This window comes from Demequina sp. B12 (assembly GCF_028823635.1).
In the GTDB taxonomy this organism is placed as follows: Bacteria; Actinomycetota; Actinomycetes; order Actinomycetales; family Demequinaceae; genus Demequina.
Window position 1 is genome coordinate 160,944 of sequence record NZ_JAPEHU010000004.1, and the last position, 19,272, is coordinate 180,215.

16 protein-coding genes and 1 tRNA gene are annotated in these 19,272 nt (G+C 65.2%); 11 read left to right on the plus strand and 6 right to left on the minus strand.

Annotated elements, in window-relative coordinates:
• Positions 1–106: 106 nt before the first annotated feature.
• The gene (locus tag ON058_RS10145) at positions 107–847 is read left to right on the plus strand and encodes an HAD family phosphatase (RefSeq protein ID WP_274668931.1); all 741 of its coding nucleotides are present in this window, start codon (positions 107–109) and stop codon (positions 845–847) included.
• The gene (locus tag ON058_RS10150; RefSeq protein ID WP_274668932.1) at positions 844–3,393 is read left to right on the plus strand and encodes a glycoside hydrolase family 65 protein; all 2,550 of its coding nucleotides are present in this window, start codon (positions 844–846) and stop codon (positions 3,391–3,393) included. The genes ON058_RS10145 and ON058_RS10150 overlap by 4 nt, the downstream gene beginning before the upstream one ends.
• 167 nt (positions 3,394–3,560) lie before the next feature.
• On the opposite strand, the gene ON058_RS10155 is transcribed toward ON058_RS10150, so the two are convergent.
• The 6 genes from ON058_RS10155 to ON058_RS10180 all read right to left on the minus strand — a co-directional run bounded on the left by ON058_RS10155 (position 3,561) and on the right by ON058_RS10180 (position 9,374).
• On the minus strand, positions 3,561–4,295 hold the full coding sequence (locus ON058_RS10155; RefSeq protein ID WP_274668933.1) for an amino acid ABC transporter ATP-binding protein: 735 nt from the start codon (positions 4,293–4,295) through the stop codon (positions 3,561–3,563).
• Complete coding sequence (locus ON058_RS10160; RefSeq protein WP_274668934.1) at positions 4,292–5,155, minus strand: amino acid ABC transporter permease; 864 nt, start codon at positions 5,153–5,155, stop codon at positions 4,292–4,294. Before ON058_RS10160 ends, ON058_RS10155 begins: the two co-directional genes overlap by 4 nt.
• Positions 5,156–5,167: 12 nt before the next feature.
• A complete protein-coding gene (locus tag ON058_RS10165; protein ID WP_274668935.1) occupies positions 5,168–6,067 on the minus strand; it encodes an ABC transporter substrate-binding protein in 900 nt (299 codons plus the stop codon).
• 71 nt (positions 6,068–6,138) lie between these two features.
• Positions 6,139–6,576, minus strand: a complete 438-nt coding sequence (locus ON058_RS10170; RefSeq protein WP_274668936.1) for a cupin domain-containing protein — start codon at positions 6,574–6,576, stop codon at positions 6,139–6,141.
• Complete coding sequence (locus tag ON058_RS10175) at positions 6,573–7,880, minus strand: amidohydrolase family protein (protein WP_274668937.1); 1,308 nt, start codon at positions 7,878–7,880, stop codon at positions 6,573–6,575. The genes ON058_RS10170 and ON058_RS10175 overlap by 4 nt, the downstream gene beginning before the upstream one ends.
• Before the next feature lie 9 nt (positions 7,881–7,889).
• Positions 7,890–9,374, minus strand: coding sequence for an adenosylhomocysteinase (locus tag ON058_RS10180; RefSeq protein WP_274668938.1), 1,485 nt, complete (start codon positions 9,372–9,374; stop codon positions 7,890–7,892).
• Positions 9,375–9,431: 57 nt separating this feature from the next.
• Here ON058_RS10180 and mfd point away from each other — a divergent pair, with 57 nt between their 5' ends.
• From mfd to ON058_RS10225, 9 genes are all read left to right on the plus strand, one after another.
• Positions 9,432–12,971, plus strand: coding sequence for a transcription-repair coupling factor (gene mfd, locus ON058_RS10185; protein WP_274668939.1), 3,540 nt, complete (start codon positions 9,432–9,434; stop codon positions 12,969–12,971).
• A 5-nt stretch (positions 12,972–12,976) separates the two neighbouring features.
• Entirely contained in the window at positions 12,977–13,600 is a 624-nt protein-coding gene (locus ON058_RS10190; protein WP_274668940.1) for a hypothetical protein, read from the plus strand.
• Positions 13,593–14,231 (plus strand): MazG family protein, encoded by a 639-nt coding sequence (locus tag ON058_RS10195; protein WP_274668941.1) that lies wholly within the window; start codon positions 13,593–13,595, stop codon positions 14,229–14,231. Before ON058_RS10190 ends, ON058_RS10195 begins: the two co-directional genes overlap by 8 nt.
• Before the next feature lie 78 nt (positions 14,232–14,309).
• Positions 14,310–15,593 (plus strand): phosphopyruvate hydratase, encoded by a 1,284-nt coding sequence (eno, locus tag ON058_RS10200; RefSeq protein ID WP_274668942.1) that lies wholly within the window; start codon positions 14,310–14,312, stop codon positions 15,591–15,593.
• A 176-nt stretch (positions 15,594–15,769) separates the two neighbouring features.
• Positions 15,770–16,552 (plus strand): septum formation initiator family protein, encoded by a 783-nt coding sequence (locus tag ON058_RS10205; RefSeq protein WP_274668943.1) that lies wholly within the window; start codon positions 15,770–15,772, stop codon positions 16,550–16,552.
• Positions 16,549–17,088 carry a DUF501 domain-containing protein gene (locus tag ON058_RS10210; RefSeq protein ID WP_274668944.1) on the plus strand — a complete coding sequence of 180 codons (540 nt, stop codon included), beginning with the start codon at positions 16,549–16,551 and terminating at the stop codon, positions 17,086–17,088. The genes ON058_RS10205 and ON058_RS10210 overlap by 4 nt, the downstream gene beginning before the upstream one ends.
• On the plus strand, positions 17,085–18,041 hold the full coding sequence (locus ON058_RS10215) for a Ppx/GppA phosphatase family protein (RefSeq protein ID WP_274668945.1): 957 nt from the start codon (positions 17,085–17,087) through the stop codon (positions 18,039–18,041). Before ON058_RS10210 ends, ON058_RS10215 begins: the two co-directional genes overlap by 4 nt.
• 86 nt (positions 18,042–18,127) lie before the next feature.
• Positions 18,128–18,204, plus strand: a tRNA-Leu gene (locus ON058_RS10220).
• Between the two features lie 111 nt (positions 18,205–18,315).
• Complete coding sequence (locus ON058_RS10225) at positions 18,316–19,131, plus strand: Bax inhibitor-1/YccA family protein (RefSeq protein WP_274668946.1); 816 nt, start codon at positions 18,316–18,318, stop codon at positions 19,129–19,131.
• Positions 19,132–19,272 lie beyond the last annotated feature (141 nt).

A 19,272-nucleotide genomic window follows, 5' to 3' on the forward strand; every position in this document is an offset into this window, starting at 1 on the left:
TCATTAGTATCGAAGCAGGTAGTACCGAGGGTTCCTGCCACACCTAGCGTGCGGCTAGCCCACCCGTTTGTGACCGTGCCCTATCCCGAACCTCAAGGGAGTAAGCATGACCGCCCAGTGGACCATCCCCGCAACCCCCGACCGCACCTACGCCGCAGCACTGTTCGACCTTGACGGGGTGCTCACCCCCACCGCTGAGGTCCACATGAAGGCGTGGGCTGCGATGTTCACTCAGTACTTTGACCGCCACGGCATCACCCCGCAGTACACCGATGCCGACTACTTTGCGTACGTCGACGGCAAGCCCCGCTATGACGGAGTGGACGCATGCCTGCGGTCGCGCGGCGTGGAACTGCCATGGGGAGAACCGACCGACACTGCCGGCACCGAGACCGTGTGCGGCATCGGCAACGTGAAGAATGACGCGTTCATGGAGGTGCTGCGGCGCGACGGCGTTGACCCCTACCCAGGGTCGCTCCGCCTCGTACTCCACCTCGCCCACACGGGCGTGCCGATGGCCGTCGTCTCCAGCTCACGCAACGCCACGGAAGTCTTGGCGGCATCGGCCCTCAGCACGTACTTCCCCGTGGTCGTGGACGGCAACACGGTCGCCGCAGAAGGAATCGCGGGCAAACCCGCCCCGGACATGTTCACCCTGGCCGCCCAGCGGCTCGGCGTTGAGACGGCCGATGCCGTGGTGATCGAAGACGCATTCAGCGGAGTGGAGGCGGGCGCGGCTGGCGACTTCGGTCTGGTCGTTGGCGTGAACAGGGGAGCGGGCGCGGACGAGTTACTGGCGCGTGGCGCCGAGATTGTGGTGGACGACCTTGAGGAGTTGATGGCATGAAGGCGGCACAACGTGGCAACGGAGACACCTCGGCTCCGGACTACATGGACCGGCTCAGGTTCCCCGTCGACCCGTGGCGACTGATCGAGAACGAGTTCTCCAAGGATGACCTGGGTGTGACCGAGACCCTGTTCGCGGTCGGCAACGGATACCTGGGGTTGCGCGGCAACGTCGAAGACGGCCACGACGCGCACGCCCACGGCACGTTCATCAACGGCTTCCACGAGACCTGGGACATCCAGCACGCAGAAGAGGCCTACGGATTCGCGCGCACCGGGCAGACCATCGTCAACGTCCCCGACGCCAAGATCATCCGTCTGTACGTCAACGACGAGCCGCTGCTGTTGTCCACCGCTGACCTCATCGAATACGAACGCGTGCTCGACATGCGCGAAGGCGTCATCACCCGCGAACTGCTGTGGCGTACACCCTCAGGTAACCGCGTGCGAGTCCGGTCGCGACGCATGGTGTCGTTCTCCCAGCGCCACCTGGCTGTCATGACCTACGAGGTGGAACTGCTGGATTCGGCTGCTCCGATCGCGCTGTCCTCCCAACTCCTCAACCGCCAAGCGGGACTCGACGAGTACCGTGCCACACCGGTGCATTCCGGAATGCTTGACCCGCGCAAAGGCTCCAACTTGGAAGAACGCGTGCTGGAGCCGCGTCTGCAGCACGCCGATGGCCCCCGCGTTGTCCTGGGGTACAAGGCGAAGAACTCCCACATGACTCTCGCCGCCGCGATGGAACACACCGTGGACTACGACGGCAAGTACGACATGGTCGAGGAGGTGGATCCTGACTACGCCAAGCATGTGTTCCGCACCCGAATGGAACCCGGCCAGACCTTCAGCCTGACCAAAGTCGTCAGCTATCACACGTCCCGCCTGGTCCCGCCGCGGGAACTCGCCGACCGCTGCCACCGCACCCTGGACCGTGTCCAGGCCGAGGGTGTCGAGACACAGTTCGAACACCAGCGCGGCTGGCTCGAAGACTTTTGGAACCGGTCCGATGTCGAAGTCGAAGGACTCGACCACATCCAGCAGGCGGTGCGCTGGAACCTGTTCCAGCTGGCGCAGGCCGCCGCCCGCGGTGACGGGCTGGGAGTGCCCGCGAAGGGTGTGACAGGTTCCGGCTACGGAGGCCATTACTTCTGGGACTCCGAGGTGTATGTGATGCCGTTCTTCACATACACGTCGCCCATCATTGCCCGCAACGCGCTGCGCTACCGCTACCAGATGCTGCCCGCAGCCCGGCGCCGTGCCGGTGAACTCGCTCAGCACGGCGCGTTGTATCCGTGGCGCACCATCAATGGTGAGGAAGCATCGGCGTACTATGCGGCAGGAACCGCGCAGTATCACATCGACGCAGATATCTCCTATGCGATCGACAAGTATGTGCGCGCCACCGGCGACGACGAGTTCCTGGCGCGCAACGGCATCGACATCCTTGTCGAAACCGCACGTATGTGGGCGGACCTAGGGTTCTGGCGCAAGGTGGAAGGCAAGGGGGAGTCCTTCCGTATCCACGGAGTGACCGGCCCCGACGAGTACACCACCGTCGTCAACGACAACCTGTACACCAACGTGATGGCCCGCTTCAATCTGCGCTGCGCCGCCCAAGCCGTGCAGAAACTCAAGGACCGATGGCCCGAACAGCACGACAAAATGGTGGCCCGCCTCAACCTCACCGAGCACGAGGTCACCGAATGGACGCGTGCTGCCGACGGCATGGCCGTGCTGTGGGATGACCTCCTGGGTATCCACCCGCAGGACGCGCTGTTCAACGAGCGCGAGGTCTGGGACCTGGCGAACACCCCACCGGAGAAGCGGCCGCTCCTGCTGCACTTCCACCCGCTGGTGATCTACCGCTTCCAGGTTCTCAAGCAGGCCGATGTGGTGCTCGCGTTGTTCCTCCAAGGCGAGCACTTCACACCTGAGCAAAAACGCAAGGACTTCGAGTACTACGACCCGATCACGACGGGTGACTCGACTCTGTCGGGCGTGGTGCAGTCGATCATCGCGGCCGAGGTGGGCTACCACGAGCTTGCCCTGCGGTACTTCTGGGACAGCCTGTACGTGGACCTGGGAGACCTTCACGACAACGCCGCCGATGGCGTCCACACGGCGTCGACCGGTGGCGTGTGGTCTGCACTGGTGTACGGCTTTGGTGGCTTCCGCGACCACGGCGACGTGCTGCGCTTTGATCCCCGCCTGCCTGAGGGCTGGACGTCGCTGACGTTCCGGCTCACGCAGCGAGGCACCCGAGTGAAGGTGACTGTGCGTGAAGAGTCCATCGCGTTCGCGATCGAGGAAGGCCCCGGCCTGACTATTGATGTCCGCGGTGAGCGCCACAGCCTGACTCAGTTGTCGGAACTTGAGGTGCCGTTGGACGGTCAGGGGGAACGCATTCCGGGCGCCCCCGATGCGGAGGCCTTCCACGGGACGGTGCGTGCCGATGGAACGGTCATCACGCCGTCCTTGCCCACGGAGATCGCCGAGACCTCTGAGTTTGAGCTCCCGGAGTCAGGGCAGTTGCACCCGCAGTAAACGTGGCGGCGGCCCGCGCTTACCTGCCCGCCCCCGCCCCGCCGCCGCCGTACGCGTCAAATGGCTCCATTTAGCTGTTTTAGTGAGCTAAAACAGCTAAATGGAGCCATTTGACGGAAGAGGGAGGGCGCAGAGGTGCACTCTGGTGGCGGCCATCGCCGATGCTGTTAGCGGTGGGTGACGCGTGCCAGGAACTCTTGGGTTTCCGGCTGCTGAGGGCTGTCGAAGATCGCTTCCGGGGTGCCCGCCTCGATGATCCTGCCGCCGTGCATGAACACCACGCGGTCCGCGACTTCACGAGCGAAGGCCATCTCGTGGGTGGCCATCAGGATCGTGGAGCCGGCGTCCTTCAGCCCGCGAACCAAGTCGAGCACCTCGCCGACCAGCATGGGGTCCAGCGCGGACGTGATTTCGTCCAGGAGCAGGAGTTCCGGGTCCGTCATGATGGCGCGCACGATCGCAACACGCTGCTGCTGGCCGCCGGAGAGTCGGTCGGGGTAGTCGCGGAGCTTCTCGCCCAAGCCAAAGCGCTCCAGAAGCTCGGTTCCGCGTGCGCGGGCAGAGTCAGCGTCTTCTCCGTGGACCTTGCGGGCCGCGAGGGTGACGTTGTCGATGACCCGCATGTGGGGGAACAGGTTGAACTGCTGGAACACCACACCGATGCGCGCGCGCACGGCGTCCGTGTCGATGCGGGGGTCGGTGATGTCGTCGCCGGACAGCAGAATCTGGCCGTCGTCCACACGCTCGATGAGGTTGATGGTGCGAAGGAGGGTGGACTTGCCGGAGCCGGAGGCCCCGATCAACACCACGACATCGTGATTGTTGAGGGTCAGGTCCACGCCCTGGAGCACAGCATTGTCACCAAAGCTCTTCCAGACGTTGCGGACGTCGAGGACGCTCATACGACGCCTCCGATCTGCTCGCGGCTGTTCATGCGCGCGGCGACGTAGTCGGTCAGGCGGGTCAGAGGAACGGAGATCACGATGAAGAGCAGTGCTGCGATCACGTATGGCGTGAAGTTGTACGTCGCAGCGACCTCAATCTGTGCGGCGCGGATCGCGTCCACGGCACCGAGCACGGAGATCAGGCCCACATCCTTCTGCATCGACACAAAGTCGTTCATGAGGGCGGGAATCACGCGGCGCACACCCTGAGGAATGACGACCATACGCAGCGTTTTTCCGTGGCTGAGTCCAAGCGAGCGCGCGGCAATGCGCTGGGACGAGTGCACGGATTCGATGCCGGCGCGGAGCACCTCAGCGACGTAGGCGGAGTAGCACAGCGTGATGGAGATGGTGCCCCACACGGCGGCGTCCATGCGGGGAAAGATGTCGAGCGCGGGGATGCCGAAGCCCACCAGGAACAGCACGATGAGCACGGGTACGCCGCGGAACATATCGACGTAGATGGTGGCGAGTGCGCGCAGCGGGAACCAGACCGGGCCGCGCAGCGAACGTAGGACCGCCAGCAGGGTGCCGAACACGGCGACACCGATCGCGGCGAAGAACAACGCCCGGATGTTGAGCCACAGGCCCTCGAGAATCGAGGGGAAGGCGTCTTTGCCGATTTCCCAGTTGAAGAACGTGTACTTCACGTCCTCCCAGCCGGGAGTGTTGACCAGGACAACCCACACGACGGCCACGAAGGCCACCGTGGAGGTCACCGCGATGAGGATGGAGCGCCGGGAGGCGTTGCTCCGGTAGTGGCGACGTTCGAGCTCGAGCTCACTGACCTGATGCGCCTGCGGCGCTCCATCCGTCATGCGGCGATCCTGTTAGTTGAGGACGGGCACGTCGACCGCGGTCGACAGCCACTCGGTTTCGATGGCAGCGAGGGTGCCGTCTGCGTCGAGTGCGTCAACGGCAGCGGTCACGGCCTCGGTGTTGGGCGAGTCCTTGGGCAGGACGAAGCCGAAGTCGTCGCCGAACAGGCGCGAGGTGACCTGGCCCACGACAATCGCGTTGTCGAGTTCGACGTCCGTCAGGTAGAACGCGGAGGGGAGGTCGATGACGAACGCGTCAACCTGGCCCGAGTTGTAGGCGGCGACGGTGTCTTCTGCGGAGTTGAAGACGGCCAGGGCGTCCTTGCCGATCTCCTGCTCTGCGACGGTGTAGCTGGTGGTGCCGGAGGGCACGCCCAGCTTGTAGCCCGCGAGGTCTGCGAGAGTGTCGGCGCCAGCAAGCGTCGAGTCGGCGTCCGCGATGATCGCCTGGGTGGTGGTGTAGTACGGCGAGGAGAAATCCACGGCGTTCTTACGCTCGTCGGTGATGGAGAACTGCTGGATGTTCATGTCCCAGTCCTTGGGGCCGGGCGCGATGGCCGACTCGAAGGACGTGCGGACCCAGACGACCTGCTCGGGGGTGTAGCCGAGCTCTTCTGCCACGGCGTATGCCACAGCGGACTCGAAGCCTTCACCGTTGGCGGGGTCGTCGTTCACCATCCAGGGCTGGTAGACGGGGTTTCCGGTAGCGATAGTGAGGACTCCGTCGGTAACGGTGTCCAGGGGCGCTTCGCCGGTGACGGTCGAGGTCGCGGTCGACTCGGGGGTTCCGGTCGCGGCGTCGGTGGGGGTTGCCGAGGTGTCAGCGTCGCTGGCCGACGAGCAGCCGGCGAGTGCGAGGGCGGACACGGCGACGGCCACGAGGGAGGCGCGGCTCAGGGTGCGTGCAGTCATGCTTTCTCCAGATTGTTCAGGTGAGGCGGAGCGGGGTCGACGCTGATCGCTCCCTGATAGCGCCGTTAAGTCTAACGGTCAGCGGCGAGCGCCCAGTCGGCAAAGTCGAATCCGGGGCTGACCACGCAACTGACGAGCACCTCGTCGCTCGCCGCGAGGCGTGCGGCTTGCCACGTTCCCGCTGGTACGACGGCCATGGGTACGTGGCCAGCCGTGAGGTCTGGGCCCAGAATGAAGGTTTCCACAGCATCGGCCGGTTGCTGGCCTTCGCCGCCCAGGCGCAGTTCGAGCGTGCCTGGACCGTGCCACAGCCAAAGTTCGTCGGAGCTGACCACGTGCCAGGCGGATTCTTCACCGGGCGGTAGCAGGTAGTGGATGCAGGTGGCTGCGGGACGGATCCCGCCGGCGGTGTCCACGGGGACGGCGCCGGTCCAGACGCGGCGAAACCATCCACCTTCGGGGTGGGGTTTCAGGCCCAGGGCCGATGCTGTGGTTGGCGTGGCGTTCATCCCGTTACTCCTGTTTCGGTGCGGAACCGTTCGGTGGTGTGGCGGACTCGGCCGGCGGTGACGGTTGCGGCGGTGTGGCCGTCGCCTGCTTCTGCGAGTGTCTGGATGGTGGACGGGATGTCTGTCACGGGGACGTCGAAGAACGCGAGGTCTGCCATGGCGCCGACTGCGAGGTAGCCGGTGCGGCGGGGGCCTTCGTCGATTCCCATGGCGTGTGCGCCGCCCAAGGTGGCGGCGGTGAGGAGGCGTTCCGCGAGGTCGTCGTGGGAGTAGCCCTGGTTGCGTGCGATCGCCATGAGCGTCGCGACTTCACCCATGGGGTCCAGTGACGGGGATGAGGACAGCGAGTCTGTGCCGATTGCGATGGGGCTGCCTTCGCGTAGGTAGGCGGCGATGGGTGGGTTGTCCAGGCCGATGATCTCGTTGGAGCGGGGGCACAGAGCCACGGTGGTGCCGCGTGCGCGCAGGATGGCGCGGTCGCGTTCGGACATGTAGACGCCGTGTGCCACGTGGCAGTCGGGCCCCAACACGCCCAAGTGGTCCACGTAGTCCGTGGCGGAGGTGCCGTAGCCCGCTTGACGCAGTTCTCGCAGGCTTCCCAGACCTTGTGACTGCCAGGGCCCCAGGTCCGCTTCGAACTCGCGTTCAATGCCGGATTCGCCTAGGTGGATGTGGATGCGGCGGCCACGTTCGCGGACGATGTCCGGGATTTCCAGCAGCGGCACAATCTCAAGCGAGTACGGGGCGTGGGGGCTGAGCCCGGAGCCGGGACGGTCGGGCATGGAGTCCAGGGCTGCTTCAACTTCTGCGCGGCCGTGCTTGCGCCATTCGTCGTTGGACCAGTCGATGACTTCCCAGTACGCGATTCCTGCTAGCCCAGCGTCGTGGAGCGCGGTGGCGGCTTCAGGGTTGGTCACGATGTCCGCGGCAGCGGTGACGCCTGCGGCGATCATCATCTGCGCACCGGCAGCCGCGTCTGCAGCCCAGTCGTGTGCGCGGGCGTACACGGGGTTGAAGCCGGTGACCCAGTCTTCGAACCCGTTGTACTGGCGGGTCGCTACTTCCGCCATGCCGGTGTACTGCAGGTGTGTGTGGGCGTTGACGAGTCCAGGCATGAGGACGCCGGGCCAGCGCACATGTTCGACGGGGATGCCGCGTTCTGCGAGGGACGCTTCAACCCAGGAGCGTTCGCCTACGTGCAGGATGCGTTCGCCGCGCACCGCGATCGCGCCGTCCAGGATGGGTGGGGCGGTGATGGGGAGGACAAGGTCCGCTGAGTACAGCGTGACGGGGAACGTTGCCATCGGTTCTCCTTAAGAGCCGTCAGGGGAGGGGAAGGGTGGGCGGCCAACGGTGTAGCGCGGGGAACGCCAGTCCGTGCTTCCGGCCGATGCGCGGGTCGCGCCAGGTTCGAGTGCGATGCCACGTACGTGGGCTGCGGTGGCGGCGACGTGCGTGACCGCCGAGTCTGACAGGGGGTGGACACCGACGGTGGGCCGGGTTTGCACTACTTCTGCGATGGCCGCGAGTTGGGTCGCAAAAGACAGGTCCATGATCTCGATGGGGTTGCCTTCTGCGGCGGTGACGTTGATGCATCCGCCACGGTCCACGATCAGGGTTCCGGTGGCGGTGCGTTCCACATGGGGTGCGACGGGTGTGAGCGCACCGTGCCAGGCAATCTCGCCGGGCACGCCGCCGGCGACTGCGACGGCGGCTGCGGCATCCGTCAGGTCTGCGCTGACCGTTGCCGGCCATCCGGTTGCGGACACCACGAGCGCTCCCTCAGCCAGGGCATCGGCGGTGTCGACGCGGAAGCCGTCGTGGAGTGCCAGCAACGCTCGGGCCGGGTCAATCTCGCTGACGGACACGTCCACGCCGAGTGCCCGCAGATGCGCGGCCACGCCTACTCCCACCGGCCCATACCCGATGACCAGGGCGGGCTGATCGCGGACAGATACCCCGGCATCGGCCAACAGGTCTGCGATGGCGAGCACGCAGCTTTGGCCGGTGCCATAGCGGTTGTCGAAGCCGGTCTTGGTGATGGCGTCGTTCACAGCGATCACCCCCGTGGCGAGCACTCCCGCGTCTTGCATATGGCGCAAGGGGGCGAGTCCGCTGGTGGTTTCTTCGGTGGCGCCTATCCAGCGGCTCACCTGATGGGGGCGGTGTTCGTGGGATAGGCGGGTGATGTGCGAGCCGTCGTCGACCAGCACATCGAAGCCGCGGTCAATGAACTGCAGCGCGGCCTCGAGCTCCTGCGCGGGGGTGACCTCGGCGGATGCGTCGACGGGTACCCCGCGGTCACGCAGTGCCTGTGCCACGGCAGTGTCGGTTTCGTCCGGGTGGGCGTACACCGCGACCGTTGCGCCGGCCTGAGCCAAGAGCAGGGCCAAGTTCGCAGTCTTGGGCTCGAGCGTCATCGACACCCCGACCGACAGGCCGCGCACCGTCCCTTGTTGGGCGAGTTCGGCGGCAATCGCGGTGGAGACGGGCATGTGTGCGGCGGCGAAGTCGAGGCGGCCTGCAGCGTCCCCACGCCCGCCTGTGGGCTCACCGCCCATGGTGATGGCGCCGGTGTCGATGTCGAATACGACCGTGTCGCGGGTGAGGTCCCGCTCCGCGTGGGCCGGGGCGTCAGTCACGTCGACGCGGGCACCCATCGCCGCAAGCATGCCGGTGAGGGCTTCCGCCACGGGCCCTTCACCGGCGACTCGCATGGGTCGTCCGGCGATGAGCAGGTTGGTGTCGGAGGCGAAGCGACGCAGCAGTCGCTCCGCATCGCTGCGCGCATCGGTCATATCCACAAGTCTAAGTTCCCTGGCCTGACGCACACGCTTCGCACCTGGGAACGTAGGATGAGCACGCCGGAAATTCCGGTCCTTTGGCATGCCTGGAGAAGCGTGAACCAGCCACTGAGCAGCCTGCTGCAGCACCTGACCTTGCCGTCGATTGGTGATGGAGCGCACCTCACCGCACCCGCGTCCGCTGGCCCCGCGATTGCCGCGGCGCAAAGCGTCACCGCTGGGGACCCTGACGGCGGACCCGTGCTGATCGTGACCGCGTCCGGCGGGGACGCCGACACCTTCGCCGCCGCCCTGAGTGCTTTCCGCGATCCGGCGCGCATCTCCGTCATGCCCGCCTGGGAGACGCTTCCCCACGAGCGCCTGAGCCCACGCTCGGACACCGTGGCACGCCGGCTCGCCACCCTGCGCCGCCTGGTGCATCCCCAGGAGGTCCAGAAGGAAGCGGGACTGCCGCCGCTTGAGTTCGTGGTGGCTCCGATCCGTGCGTTGTTGCAGCCACTTGTGGCGGGGCTGGCAGACCTGGAACCCGTCCACGTCGCCGTGGGGGAGGAGCGCGACCTCACCGAGTTGACGGAGGCGCTCGCGGCCGCCGCCTACACGCGGGTGGACATGGTGGAGCGGCGCGGCGAGTTCGCGGTCCGTGGCGGCATCGTGGACGTATTCGCGCCCACCGATCCGCACCCGGTGCGCATCGAGTTCTTTGGCGATGAGGTAGATGCGATCCGGTCCTTCTCCATCGCGGATCAGCGGTCCTTGGAGCCGGTAGAGCGCCTGTGGGCGCCGCCGTGCCGTGAACTCCTGCTGACGCCCACGGTGCGTGCCAAGGCGAGTGCCTTGGTGGACACGTTGCCTACTGCCGCGGACATGCTGACCCGCATCGCGGACGGTCAGGCAGTCGAGGGCATGGAGTCCCTGATTCCGCTACTCGTGGAGCGACTGCAGCCGCTCCCGGAGGTCCTGCCGCGCCACACGCGCGTGCTGTTGGTGGAACCCGAACGACTCGCTCGTAGGGCGGAGGACTTGGCCCGCACGGCAGACGAGTTCCTGGCGGCAGCCTGGGTGTCGGCAGCGGCCGGGGCGGACAGCCCGCTGGAGCCCTCCGAAGGCTCGTTCCTGAGCCTGGACCAGTTGCGTGAATCCGCCGACGAGCGAGGCATCACCGTCAGCACCATGGGGCCCTTCGGTGGGGCCGATGCCGCGGGCACCGCCTTGCACGACCTTGAGGGGCACCGTGGTCGCCTGCGGGAGGCACTCGACCTGCTGCGTCGTCGCCTGAACGAGGGCTGGCATGTGGTCGTGACGGCCGCGGGAACGGGTTCCGCGCATCGGCTTGCGGAGCAGTTGGCTGATGCCGACATCCCTGCCCGCGTCCAGACCGAGTATGAGCCCATCGAGGGCGCCATCTCCGTGGTGCCGCAGATCACGGGTGCGGGATTCTTCAGCGAGGGCGACCGCGTTTTGGTCATGCACGAGGCGGACCTGACGGGGCGTGCCGCGGTGGCCGCGGGGCCCAAGGTGAAGGTCCCCAGCCGCAGGCGCAATGCGGTGGATCCGCTGCAGCTGCGCACCGGTGACTTTGTGGTGCATGAGGCTCATGGTGTGGGTCGCTTCGTGGAACTCACCAAGCGTAATGTGCGCGGCATTGAACGTGAGTATTTGGTGATTGAGTACGCGCCGTCGAAGCGCGGTGGACCGGCGGACCGCCTTTCGGTTCCCACCGATCAGCTTGATCAGGTCACCAAGTATGTGGGCGGTGAAGCGCCCTCCGTCAACAAGATGGGTGGCTCCGACTGGGCCAAGACCAAGACGCGTGCGCGCAAGGCAGTGAAGGAGATCGCTGCCGAACTGATTCGCCTCTACAGCGCCCGCATGGCGACCACGGGCCGCGAGTTTGCTCCGGACACCCCATGGCAGCGCGAACTGGAAGAGGCCTTCCCGTTTGTGGAGACCCCGGACCAGTTGTCCACCATTGATGAGGTCAAGGGGGACATGGAGCGTTCCGTGCCCATGGACCGTCTGGTGTGCGGCGATGTGGGCTTTGGAAAGACGGAGATTGCGGTGCGGGCCGCGTTCAAAGCCATTCAGGACGGGACTCAGGTGGCGGTGCTGTGCCCCACCACGTTGTTGGTGAAACAACACGTGGACACGTTCACGGATCGTTTTGCGCAGTTCCCCGTCACCGTGAAGGCGCTGTCGCGTTTCCAGACGGATAAGGAAGCGAAAGAGATCATCGAGGGGCTGGCCGACGGTTCAGTGGACTTGGTCATTGGTACACACAGGCTGATCACCGGCCAGGTGCGTTTCAAGAACCTGGGAATGGTCATCATTGATGAGGAACAGCGCTTTGGTGTGGAACACAAGGAGACCTTGAAGGCTCTGCGCACTGATGTCGATGTGTTGGCAATGTCGGCCACACCCATCCCGCGCACCTTGGAGATGGCGGTGACGGGCATCCGTGAGATGTCGACGCTGGCGACGCCGCCGGAGGAGCGTCACCCCATCCTCACCTATGTGGGACCGCATGAGAACCCGCAGGTGGCGGCCGCGATCAGGCGTGAACTGTTGCGCGACGGCCAGGTGTTCTACATCCACAACTCGGTGAAGACCATCACGTCTGCCGCGAAACGTCTCAGCGAACTCGTTCCGGAGGCACGCATTGCCGTGGCTCACGGTCAGATGAGCGAAAAGCAACTCGAACAGGTAATTGTCGACTACTACGACAAGCGCTACGACGTCCTGGTGTGCACCACGATCGTGGAGACAGGCCTGGACATCTCCAACGCGAACACGCTTGTCGTGGAGCGGGCCGACAAGTTCGGGCTGAGCCAACTCCACCAGCTGCGCGGACGTGTGGGCCGTGGCCGCGAACGTGCGTACGCCTACTTCCTGTACCCGCCGGACCGCACCCTCACGGAGACGGCTCACGACCGTTTGCAGACCATCGCCGCGAACACTGACTTGGGTGCGGGCATGGCAGTCGCGATGAAGGACCTAGAGATCCGCGGCGCCGGAAACCTGTTGGGCGCCGAACAGTCCGGCCACATTGAGGGCGTGGGCTTCGACTTGTACATCCGCATGGTGGGAGAGGCGGTGGCGTCGTTCCGTGGCGAGGGTGAGGAGGAACGCGCCCCCATGACGATCGACCTGCCCATCGACGCCCACATCCCAGAGGCGTACATCGAGCACGAACGTTTGCGCCTGGAGGCGTACCGAAAGATTGCCGATGCCGCCGACACCTCCGCTCTTGAGGCGGTGCGTGAGGAACTTCAGGACCGGTACGGCAATCTGCCGGAGCCTGTCGAGAACCTGTTCGAAGTGGCGAAGCTGCGCACCGAGGTCCGCGAGACCGGTGTCCAGGACATCGTGGCGCAGGGGAAGTTCGTCCGCTTCAGTCCACTCGAACTGCCCGACTCCGCGGCGATGCGGATGACCCGGATTTACCCGGGAACGCTCATCAAGCCTGCAGTCCGCCAGATCTTGGTCCCGGCCCCGATGACGGCTCGAGTGGGCGGCAAACCTGTCGAAGGGCTCGAGGTTTTGGCGTGGGTGAGGCAAGTCATTTCGGCCACGCAGGGAGCGCAAGTAGGATGACCACCATGACGACCCCCCGACGCCGACGTTCCCTAGCCGGTGCCCTTGCGGCCACGGCGATCGTGCTCACCGGATGTGCCGTTCCTGGTCAGGAAGGTTCGCCTGCGAGCGCCGTCGAGATTGACGACACTGTCATCACCAACGACCGCGTTGCGGACCTCTACCAGGCGTGGACCACGGAGGGTCACGTGTCGATTGACCGTCGCGCTGTCATCACTCTCGAGGTGTTGCGAGAGCCGATGCTGGAGCAGATTGCGGACCTGGGTCTGACGTACAGCCGAGAGGACCTGTATAACCTCGCCTCCGCGCTGAAGGTGTCCGAGGGTGTGGAGGGCGAGCCCAGCGAAGAGCTCGTGGATGGCTTGGAAGCCGCCTACCTGCTGAGCGCCTTCGCGATCCTGGACACCACGGGCGAAGCGATCGCAGACATGTCGAACCACATCGCCACGGAAGCCGTGACGTCCAACCGCACCGGTGAATGGGACGAGGTCGCATTCGCGGAATCGCTCGCACTGGTCGCCCCCACCGCCTTGAACAAGGCCCAAGCAGGCGAAGCGACCTGGATGACGGAGTTCTCCGGCGCCAACGGATTCGTGGACGCAGACGAGCCCTGGATCGCCGGTGAGTGAAGCCCTCACCCAACTGGTTGAGGTGATGGATCGCCTCCGGTCCCCGGGCGGTTGTCCCTGGGATGCGGAGCAGACTCACGAGACGCTCGTGAAGCATGCGATCGAAGAAGCGTACGAGCTTGCGGAAGCAGTCGAGGACGGCACCCGCGACGACCTGCGCGAAGAACTCGGGGACGTCCTGCTACAGGTGGTGTTCCACGCCCGTGTCGCGCAGGACCACGCCACCGATCCCTTCAGCATCGACGAGATCGCCCAGGCGGTCACCGACAAACTGATCGAACGTCACCCCCACGTGTTCGGAGACGACCCGGCCCAAACATCGGCCGAAGTCTTCGCCAACTGGGAAGACATCAAGAAGAAGACCAAAGGGCGCGAGTCTGTGATGGACGGCATCCCCGTCGCACAGCCCGCGCTCGCCCGCGCGCAGAAAGTGATCTCGCGCGCGGCCAAAGCGGGACTGCAGGTGAACGATCCCGCCGGTGTTGGCATCGGCCATCAGCTACTGGAACTGGTGGCGCGCGCCCAAGCCGAAGGAGTGGACGCCGAGGGCGCCTTGCGTGACGCAGTACGACAGTACGAGAGCGCTGCACGCGAGGCGGAAACGGCCGCCACCGAAGGTTCACCCAACTAGGACGTTTGTCAGGGCGCGCCCCTCCATGAGCGCGGCTAGACTCACGAAGAGAAATCCACATACAACTGAAGGAGCATCATGGCGAGCATTGAGGCCGTTGGCGCACGCGAGATTCTTGACTCGCGCGGCAACCCCACCGTCGAGGTCGAGGTCGCGCTGGAGGACGGCACGTTCGCACGTGCAGCAGTTCCGTCGGGCGCATCGACCGGAGCCTTCGAGGCTGTTGAGCGTCGTGACGGCGACAAGAGCCGTTACCTGGGCAAGGGTGTCGAGCAGGCCGTTGACGCGGTCATCGACGACATCGCCCCCGAAATCGTTGGTCTTGACGCCACCGAGCAGCGCCTGATCGACCAGACCATGCTGGACCTGGACGGCACCGACAACAAGGGCAAGCTGGGCGCGAACGCCATCCTTGGTGTGTCGCTCGCAGTTGCCAAGGCCGCTGCCGACTCGGCCGACCTGGCCCTGTTCCGTTACATCGGTGGCCCGAACGCACACGTTCTGCCCGTCCCGATGATGAACATCCTCAACGGTGGATCGCACGCCGACTCCAACGTTGACATCCAGGAGTTCATGATCGCCCCCGTTGGCGCTCCCACCTTCCGTGAGGCCTACCGCTACGGCGCTGAGGTCTACCACGCCCTGAAGTCCGTGCTCAAGGAGCGCGGCCTGGCCACCGGCCTGGGCGACGAGGGTGGCTTCGCTCCCAACCTTGAGTCGAACCGTGCCGCTCTGGACCTGATCATCGTCGCGATCGAGAAGGCCGGCTTCAAGCCCGGTGAGGACATTGCCCTCGCACTCGACGTGGCAGCGACTGAGTTCTTCAAGGACGGCGCTTACCAGTTCGAAGGCGAAGCCAAGTCGGGTGCCGACATGATCGCCTACTACGAGCAGCTCGTTGCTGACTACCCGCTGGTCTCCATCGAAGACCCGCTGTCGGAAGACGAGTGGGCCGACTGGTCCGCACTGGTGGCCGCTGTCGGCGACAAGACCCAGATCGTCGGAGACGACCTGTTCGTCACGAACCCCACGCGCCTCCAGCGCGGTATCGACGAGAAGTCGGCCAACGCCCTGCTCGTGAAGCTGAACCAGATCGGTTCGCTGACCGAGACCATCGACGCTGTGTCGCTCGCCACCCGCGCTGGCTTCACCTCGATGGTGTCGCACCGCTCCGGTGAGACCGAGGACGTCACGATCGCTGACCTGGTCGTCGCACTCAACACCGGCCAGATCAAGACCGGTGCACCTGCACGTGGAGAGCGCATCGCTAAGTACAACCAGCTGCTGCGCATCGAAGAGGAACTGGACGACACCGCCGTTTACGCCGGCAAGTCCGCCTTCCCGCGTTCGTACCCCGCGTAAGGCACGCTGTGTGTAGTGGTCAGCCACGCTGACCGCTACCGGCTCAGGGCCGCGATTCCTTCGGGAGTCGCGGCCCTGAGGCATTTTTGGACATATCGGACAATCGTGGTGCGAATCACACGACTCGCGGTTCCGCCCTGAGCAAACCACCCCTGACCGCGGGAGACAATGGCGACGTGACTGCTCCCCGTCGACCCGGTGCTCCGCGCTCGTCAGCGCGCTCATCGTCGCGTCCGGCGAGCGATCCGCAGCGTCGCACCCGTGCCGCAGGGCCGAGCTCGCAGGCCGGCTCGTCGCGTTCGCAGGGCGGGTCACCGCGCTCACAGCGCCCCGGGGCGAGCCGTCCCGCCAACCGCGCGTCCTCAGGCACGTCTCCGTCAAAGCCCCAGGCGAGCACGGCCAAGGGCGGAAGCAAAGGCTCCGCGGGTAAGGCTTCAGCCGCGCCTCGTATCGAGGCGGCAAGCGCGCAAGGGTCCTGGGCGGCGATGCTGACATGGCGTACGGCCGTGATTGTCATTGTGGTGATTTCTGCGTTCGCGGTGGTGACACCCACGGTTCGCGCTTACCTGGATCAGCAAGCCATGCTCAATAGTTTGCGCGCTGATGCCGCGACAGCGCAGGCGGAGGTCGACGATCTGACCGCGGAGGTCGCGCGTTGGGACGATCCTGCCTACGTGGTGGCGCAGGCTCGCGAGCGATTGGCCTACGTGTTCCCCGGGGAGACGCCCTACCGCGTGGTCGATCCTGAAGTTGCGGCCGATCAGCAGGAAGACGCCGCGGCATCAGAGGTCGACGCCGCCGGAACTCCGCTGCAGCCTTGGTACGACACGTTGTGGGACTCGATGGTCGATGCAGGGGGAGACGACCCTGCTGTGGAGGATGCGCCAGCCGCGGAACCCGCGACCGTGGATTCCACCGGGACGAACGAGCCGGTGACCACCGTAGACTTTGGAGGGTGAAAACCCCTGACGTGACCGATGCCGACATCTCCGCCCTGCGCCAGCAACTGGGACGCGAACCCCGGGGAGTAGTCGCGATCGCGGCACGTTGCGTGTGTGGACGCCCCACGGTCGTGCACACGGCCCCTCGCCTTCCTGACGGCACGCCATTCCCCACGCAGTACTACTTGACGCACCCCGATGCTGTCAGCGCCGTGTCGACGTTGGAAGCCAACGGCGTCATGAAAGACATGACTGCGGCGTTGGGTGAGGATGAGGATCTGGCCGCTCAGTACCGTGCTGCGCACGAGCGCTATCTCGAAGAGCGCTACGCCATGGACGATGTGCCGGAGATCCACGGCATCTCCGCAGGAGGGATGCCCGACCGTGTGAAGTGCCTCCACGTGCTCGTGGGCCATTCCTTGGCTGCGGGACCGGGCGTGAACCCGTTGGGGGATCAGGCGTTGGCGTTGATTGCCCACCAGTGGACCCCGGAACGATGCACCTGTGACCTGGGGGACGCCCCCGCGACAAACACTGTGGAGGACAACGCATGACCCGTGTGGCCGCGATCGACTGTGGAACCAACTCGATTCGTCTGCTGATTGCCGATGTCGCTGCTGACGGTCAGTCGCTGACCGACGTGGTGCGCCTCATGAAGGTGGTGCGGTTGGGTCAGGGCGTGGACCGCACGGGGCAGTTCGCTCCGGAGGCGCTTGAGCGGACGTTGGCTGCCACCGATGAGTATGCGGCGCTGTGCCGCGCGCACGGCGTGGAAGCGATCCGGTTCGTTGCGACCTCTGCCACCAGAGACGCGTCCAATCGAGACGAGTTCATTGCGGGTGTGAAGGAACGTCTGGGCGTGGAGCCGGAGGTGGTCTCGGGTGAAGAAGAGGCCGCGCTGAGTTTCCGTGGAGCGGTCTCCGTGGTGGCCGATGACCTGGTGCCGCCGTATCTGGTCGTGGACCTGGGCGGTGGGTCCACTGAGATGGTCTTGGGTGAGCGTGGTCCTGCAGGCGCCCATTCGATGGATGTGGGGTGCGTCCGCATGACGGAGCGCCACCTGGCCGCGAACCCGCCTTCGGATGTGCAGATCGATGCTGCGGTCGCCGATGTCCAGGCTGCGCTGGATGCGGCGATCAAGGATGTTCCTGTGGCACAGACCCGTGCTCTGGTGGGCCTGGCCGGGTCTATCACGACTGTCACCGCTCAGGCCCTGGGGCTCCAGCAGTACGACCGGGACCGTATCAATGGCGCTCGCCTCACTGTCGATGAGGTGGTTGCTGCGTGCAACGCCCTGCTGCATGCGTCGCGAGAAGAACGCGAAGCGATGCCGTTTATGCACCCTGGACGCGTTGACGTCATTGGCGCGGGCGCGCTGGTGTGGCGCGAGGTGGTGCTGCGTGTTCAGGCGGAGGTGCGGGCCGCTGGTGGCGAACTTGAAGAGGCCGTGACGAGCGAGCACGACATCCTTGACGGCATCGCGTTCTCCGCGGCGGCACGTATCTAGAACCCTCGCGGGATTGCTGTGGCCCATGCCAGTCGCCTGCGCTGCGTGAGGCGACTGGCGTGGGATACGGCACAATCGTGGGGCATGCCCTCGTAGCCCAATTGGCAGAGGCAGCCGACTTAAAATCGGCCAAGTGCGGGTTCGAGTCCCGCCGGGGGCACCAGTGGCGTGAGAAGCGTCACGCCCTGAGCGAATCACCCCCACGGACGATGGTTCGGGGTGGGACGTGCCTTGTATCCTGAACCGGACTCAGTTCCACCTCGAGGAGGACCACATGTCCAGCCCCGTCTTCAGTGGCGCCAACAGTGCTTTCAAGCCTGGTGCCACCATCAACCCCGACGGCTCCACCGTTTCCGCGGATGAGCTTCAGCAGCACTTCAACTCGCCAGCCGCGACCCCCATGGATGCGGGACGCATGAGCTACGAAGGCGTGACGTCCAAGACGGCCGCCATGATCATCCTGGCGTTCATCCTTGCCGCGCCGGGCTACATGTTCTTCTCCCCCGCCGGCCTGATCGTGTCCGCGATTGTGGGCATGGTGCTGGGCTTGGTCCTGGCGTTCAAGAAGACCACCCCGCCCGCACTCGCGATCATCTACGCAGGTGTCGAGGGTTACTTCCTGGGCTCACTGACCTCGTATGTGGAGACCGCCTTTGATGCTCAGGGCGCGGGCCTGCAGGCGCTGTTGGCCACTGCCGTGACTTTCGGTGTGTGCCTCACGCTGTACCGTTCGGGCAAGTTGCGTTACACGCCCAAGATGCGCAAGTTCCTCCTCATTGGTGGAATCTCCTACCTGCTGTTCTCCCTGGTGAACGTAGGAATGATGGTCTTTGGCGCCACGGACTCCGCGTGGGGATTGCGCTCGGAGTACGAGATCATGGGCCTTCCGTTGGGCGTGTTGATTGGCGCGTTCGCGGTCATCCTGGCGTGTGTCTCGCTGATCTCCGACTTTGACTTCATTGAGAATGGTGTCAAGCGTGGCCTTCCCGCCAAGTACGAGTGGACGGCAGCGTTCGGACTTGTGGTGACCCTGGTGTGGATGTACACCGAGTTCTTGCGCATCATCGCTTTGCTTCAAGGCCGCGACTAGTCTCTGCGCGAGTCCTGCCTGTGGATGAGCCCCACGACCTTTGGGTCGTGGGGCTCATCTCGTTGTAGCGTGGCCTCGGCGTCGCATCGGCCCTTGTCTCCGGAGCTACCGGCACGCCACGTCCGTTGTTGTCTAGCACCG

Excerpts from the sequence above, each read along its gene's own strand:
- ON058_RS10145 (WP_274668931.1), top strand. The coding sequence starts at position 107 with ATGACCGCCCAGTGGACCATCCCCGCAACCCCCGACCGCACCTACGCC.
- ON058_RS10150 (WP_274668932.1), top strand. The coding sequence starts at position 844 with ATGAAGGCGGCACAACGTGGCAACGGAGACACCTCGGCTCCGGACTAC.
- ON058_RS10155 (WP_274668933.1), bottom strand. The coding sequence starts at position 4,295 with ATGAGCGTCCTCGACGTCCGCAACGTCTGGAAGAGCTTTGGTGACAAT.
- ON058_RS10160 (WP_274668934.1), bottom strand. The coding sequence starts at position 5,155 with ATGACGGATGGAGCGCCGCAGGCGCATCAGGTCAGTGAGCTCGAGCTC.
- ON058_RS10165 (WP_274668935.1), bottom strand. The coding sequence starts at position 6,067 with ATGACTGCACGCACCCTGAGCCGCGCCTCCCTCGTGGCCGTCGCCGTG.
- ON058_RS10170 (WP_274668936.1), bottom strand. The coding sequence starts at position 6,576 with ATGAACGCCACGCCAACCACAGCATCGGCCCTGGGCCTGAAACCCCAC.
- ON058_RS10175 (WP_274668937.1), bottom strand. The coding sequence starts at position 7,880 with ATGGCAACGTTCCCCGTCACGCTGTACTCAGCGGACCTTGTCCTCCCC.
- ON058_RS10180 (WP_274668938.1), bottom strand. The coding sequence starts at position 9,374 with ATGACCGATGCGCGCAGCGATGCGGAGCGACTGCTGCGTCGCTTCGCC.
- mfd (WP_274668939.1), top strand. The coding sequence starts at position 9,432 with ATGAGCACGCCGGAAATTCCGGTCCTTTGGCATGCCTGGAGAAGCGTG.
- ON058_RS10190 (WP_274668940.1), top strand. The coding sequence starts at position 12,977 with ATGACGACCCCCCGACGCCGACGTTCCCTAGCCGGTGCCCTTGCGGCC.
- eno (WP_274668942.1), top strand. The coding sequence starts at position 14,310 with ATGGCGAGCATTGAGGCCGTTGGCGCACGCGAGATTCTTGACTCGCGC.
- ON058_RS10215 (WP_274668945.1), top strand. The coding sequence starts at position 17,085 with ATGACCCGTGTGGCCGCGATCGACTGTGGAACCAACTCGATTCGTCTG.
- ON058_RS10225 (WP_274668946.1), top strand. The coding sequence starts at position 18,316 with ATGTCCAGCCCCGTCTTCAGTGGCGCCAACAGTGCTTTCAAGCCTGGT.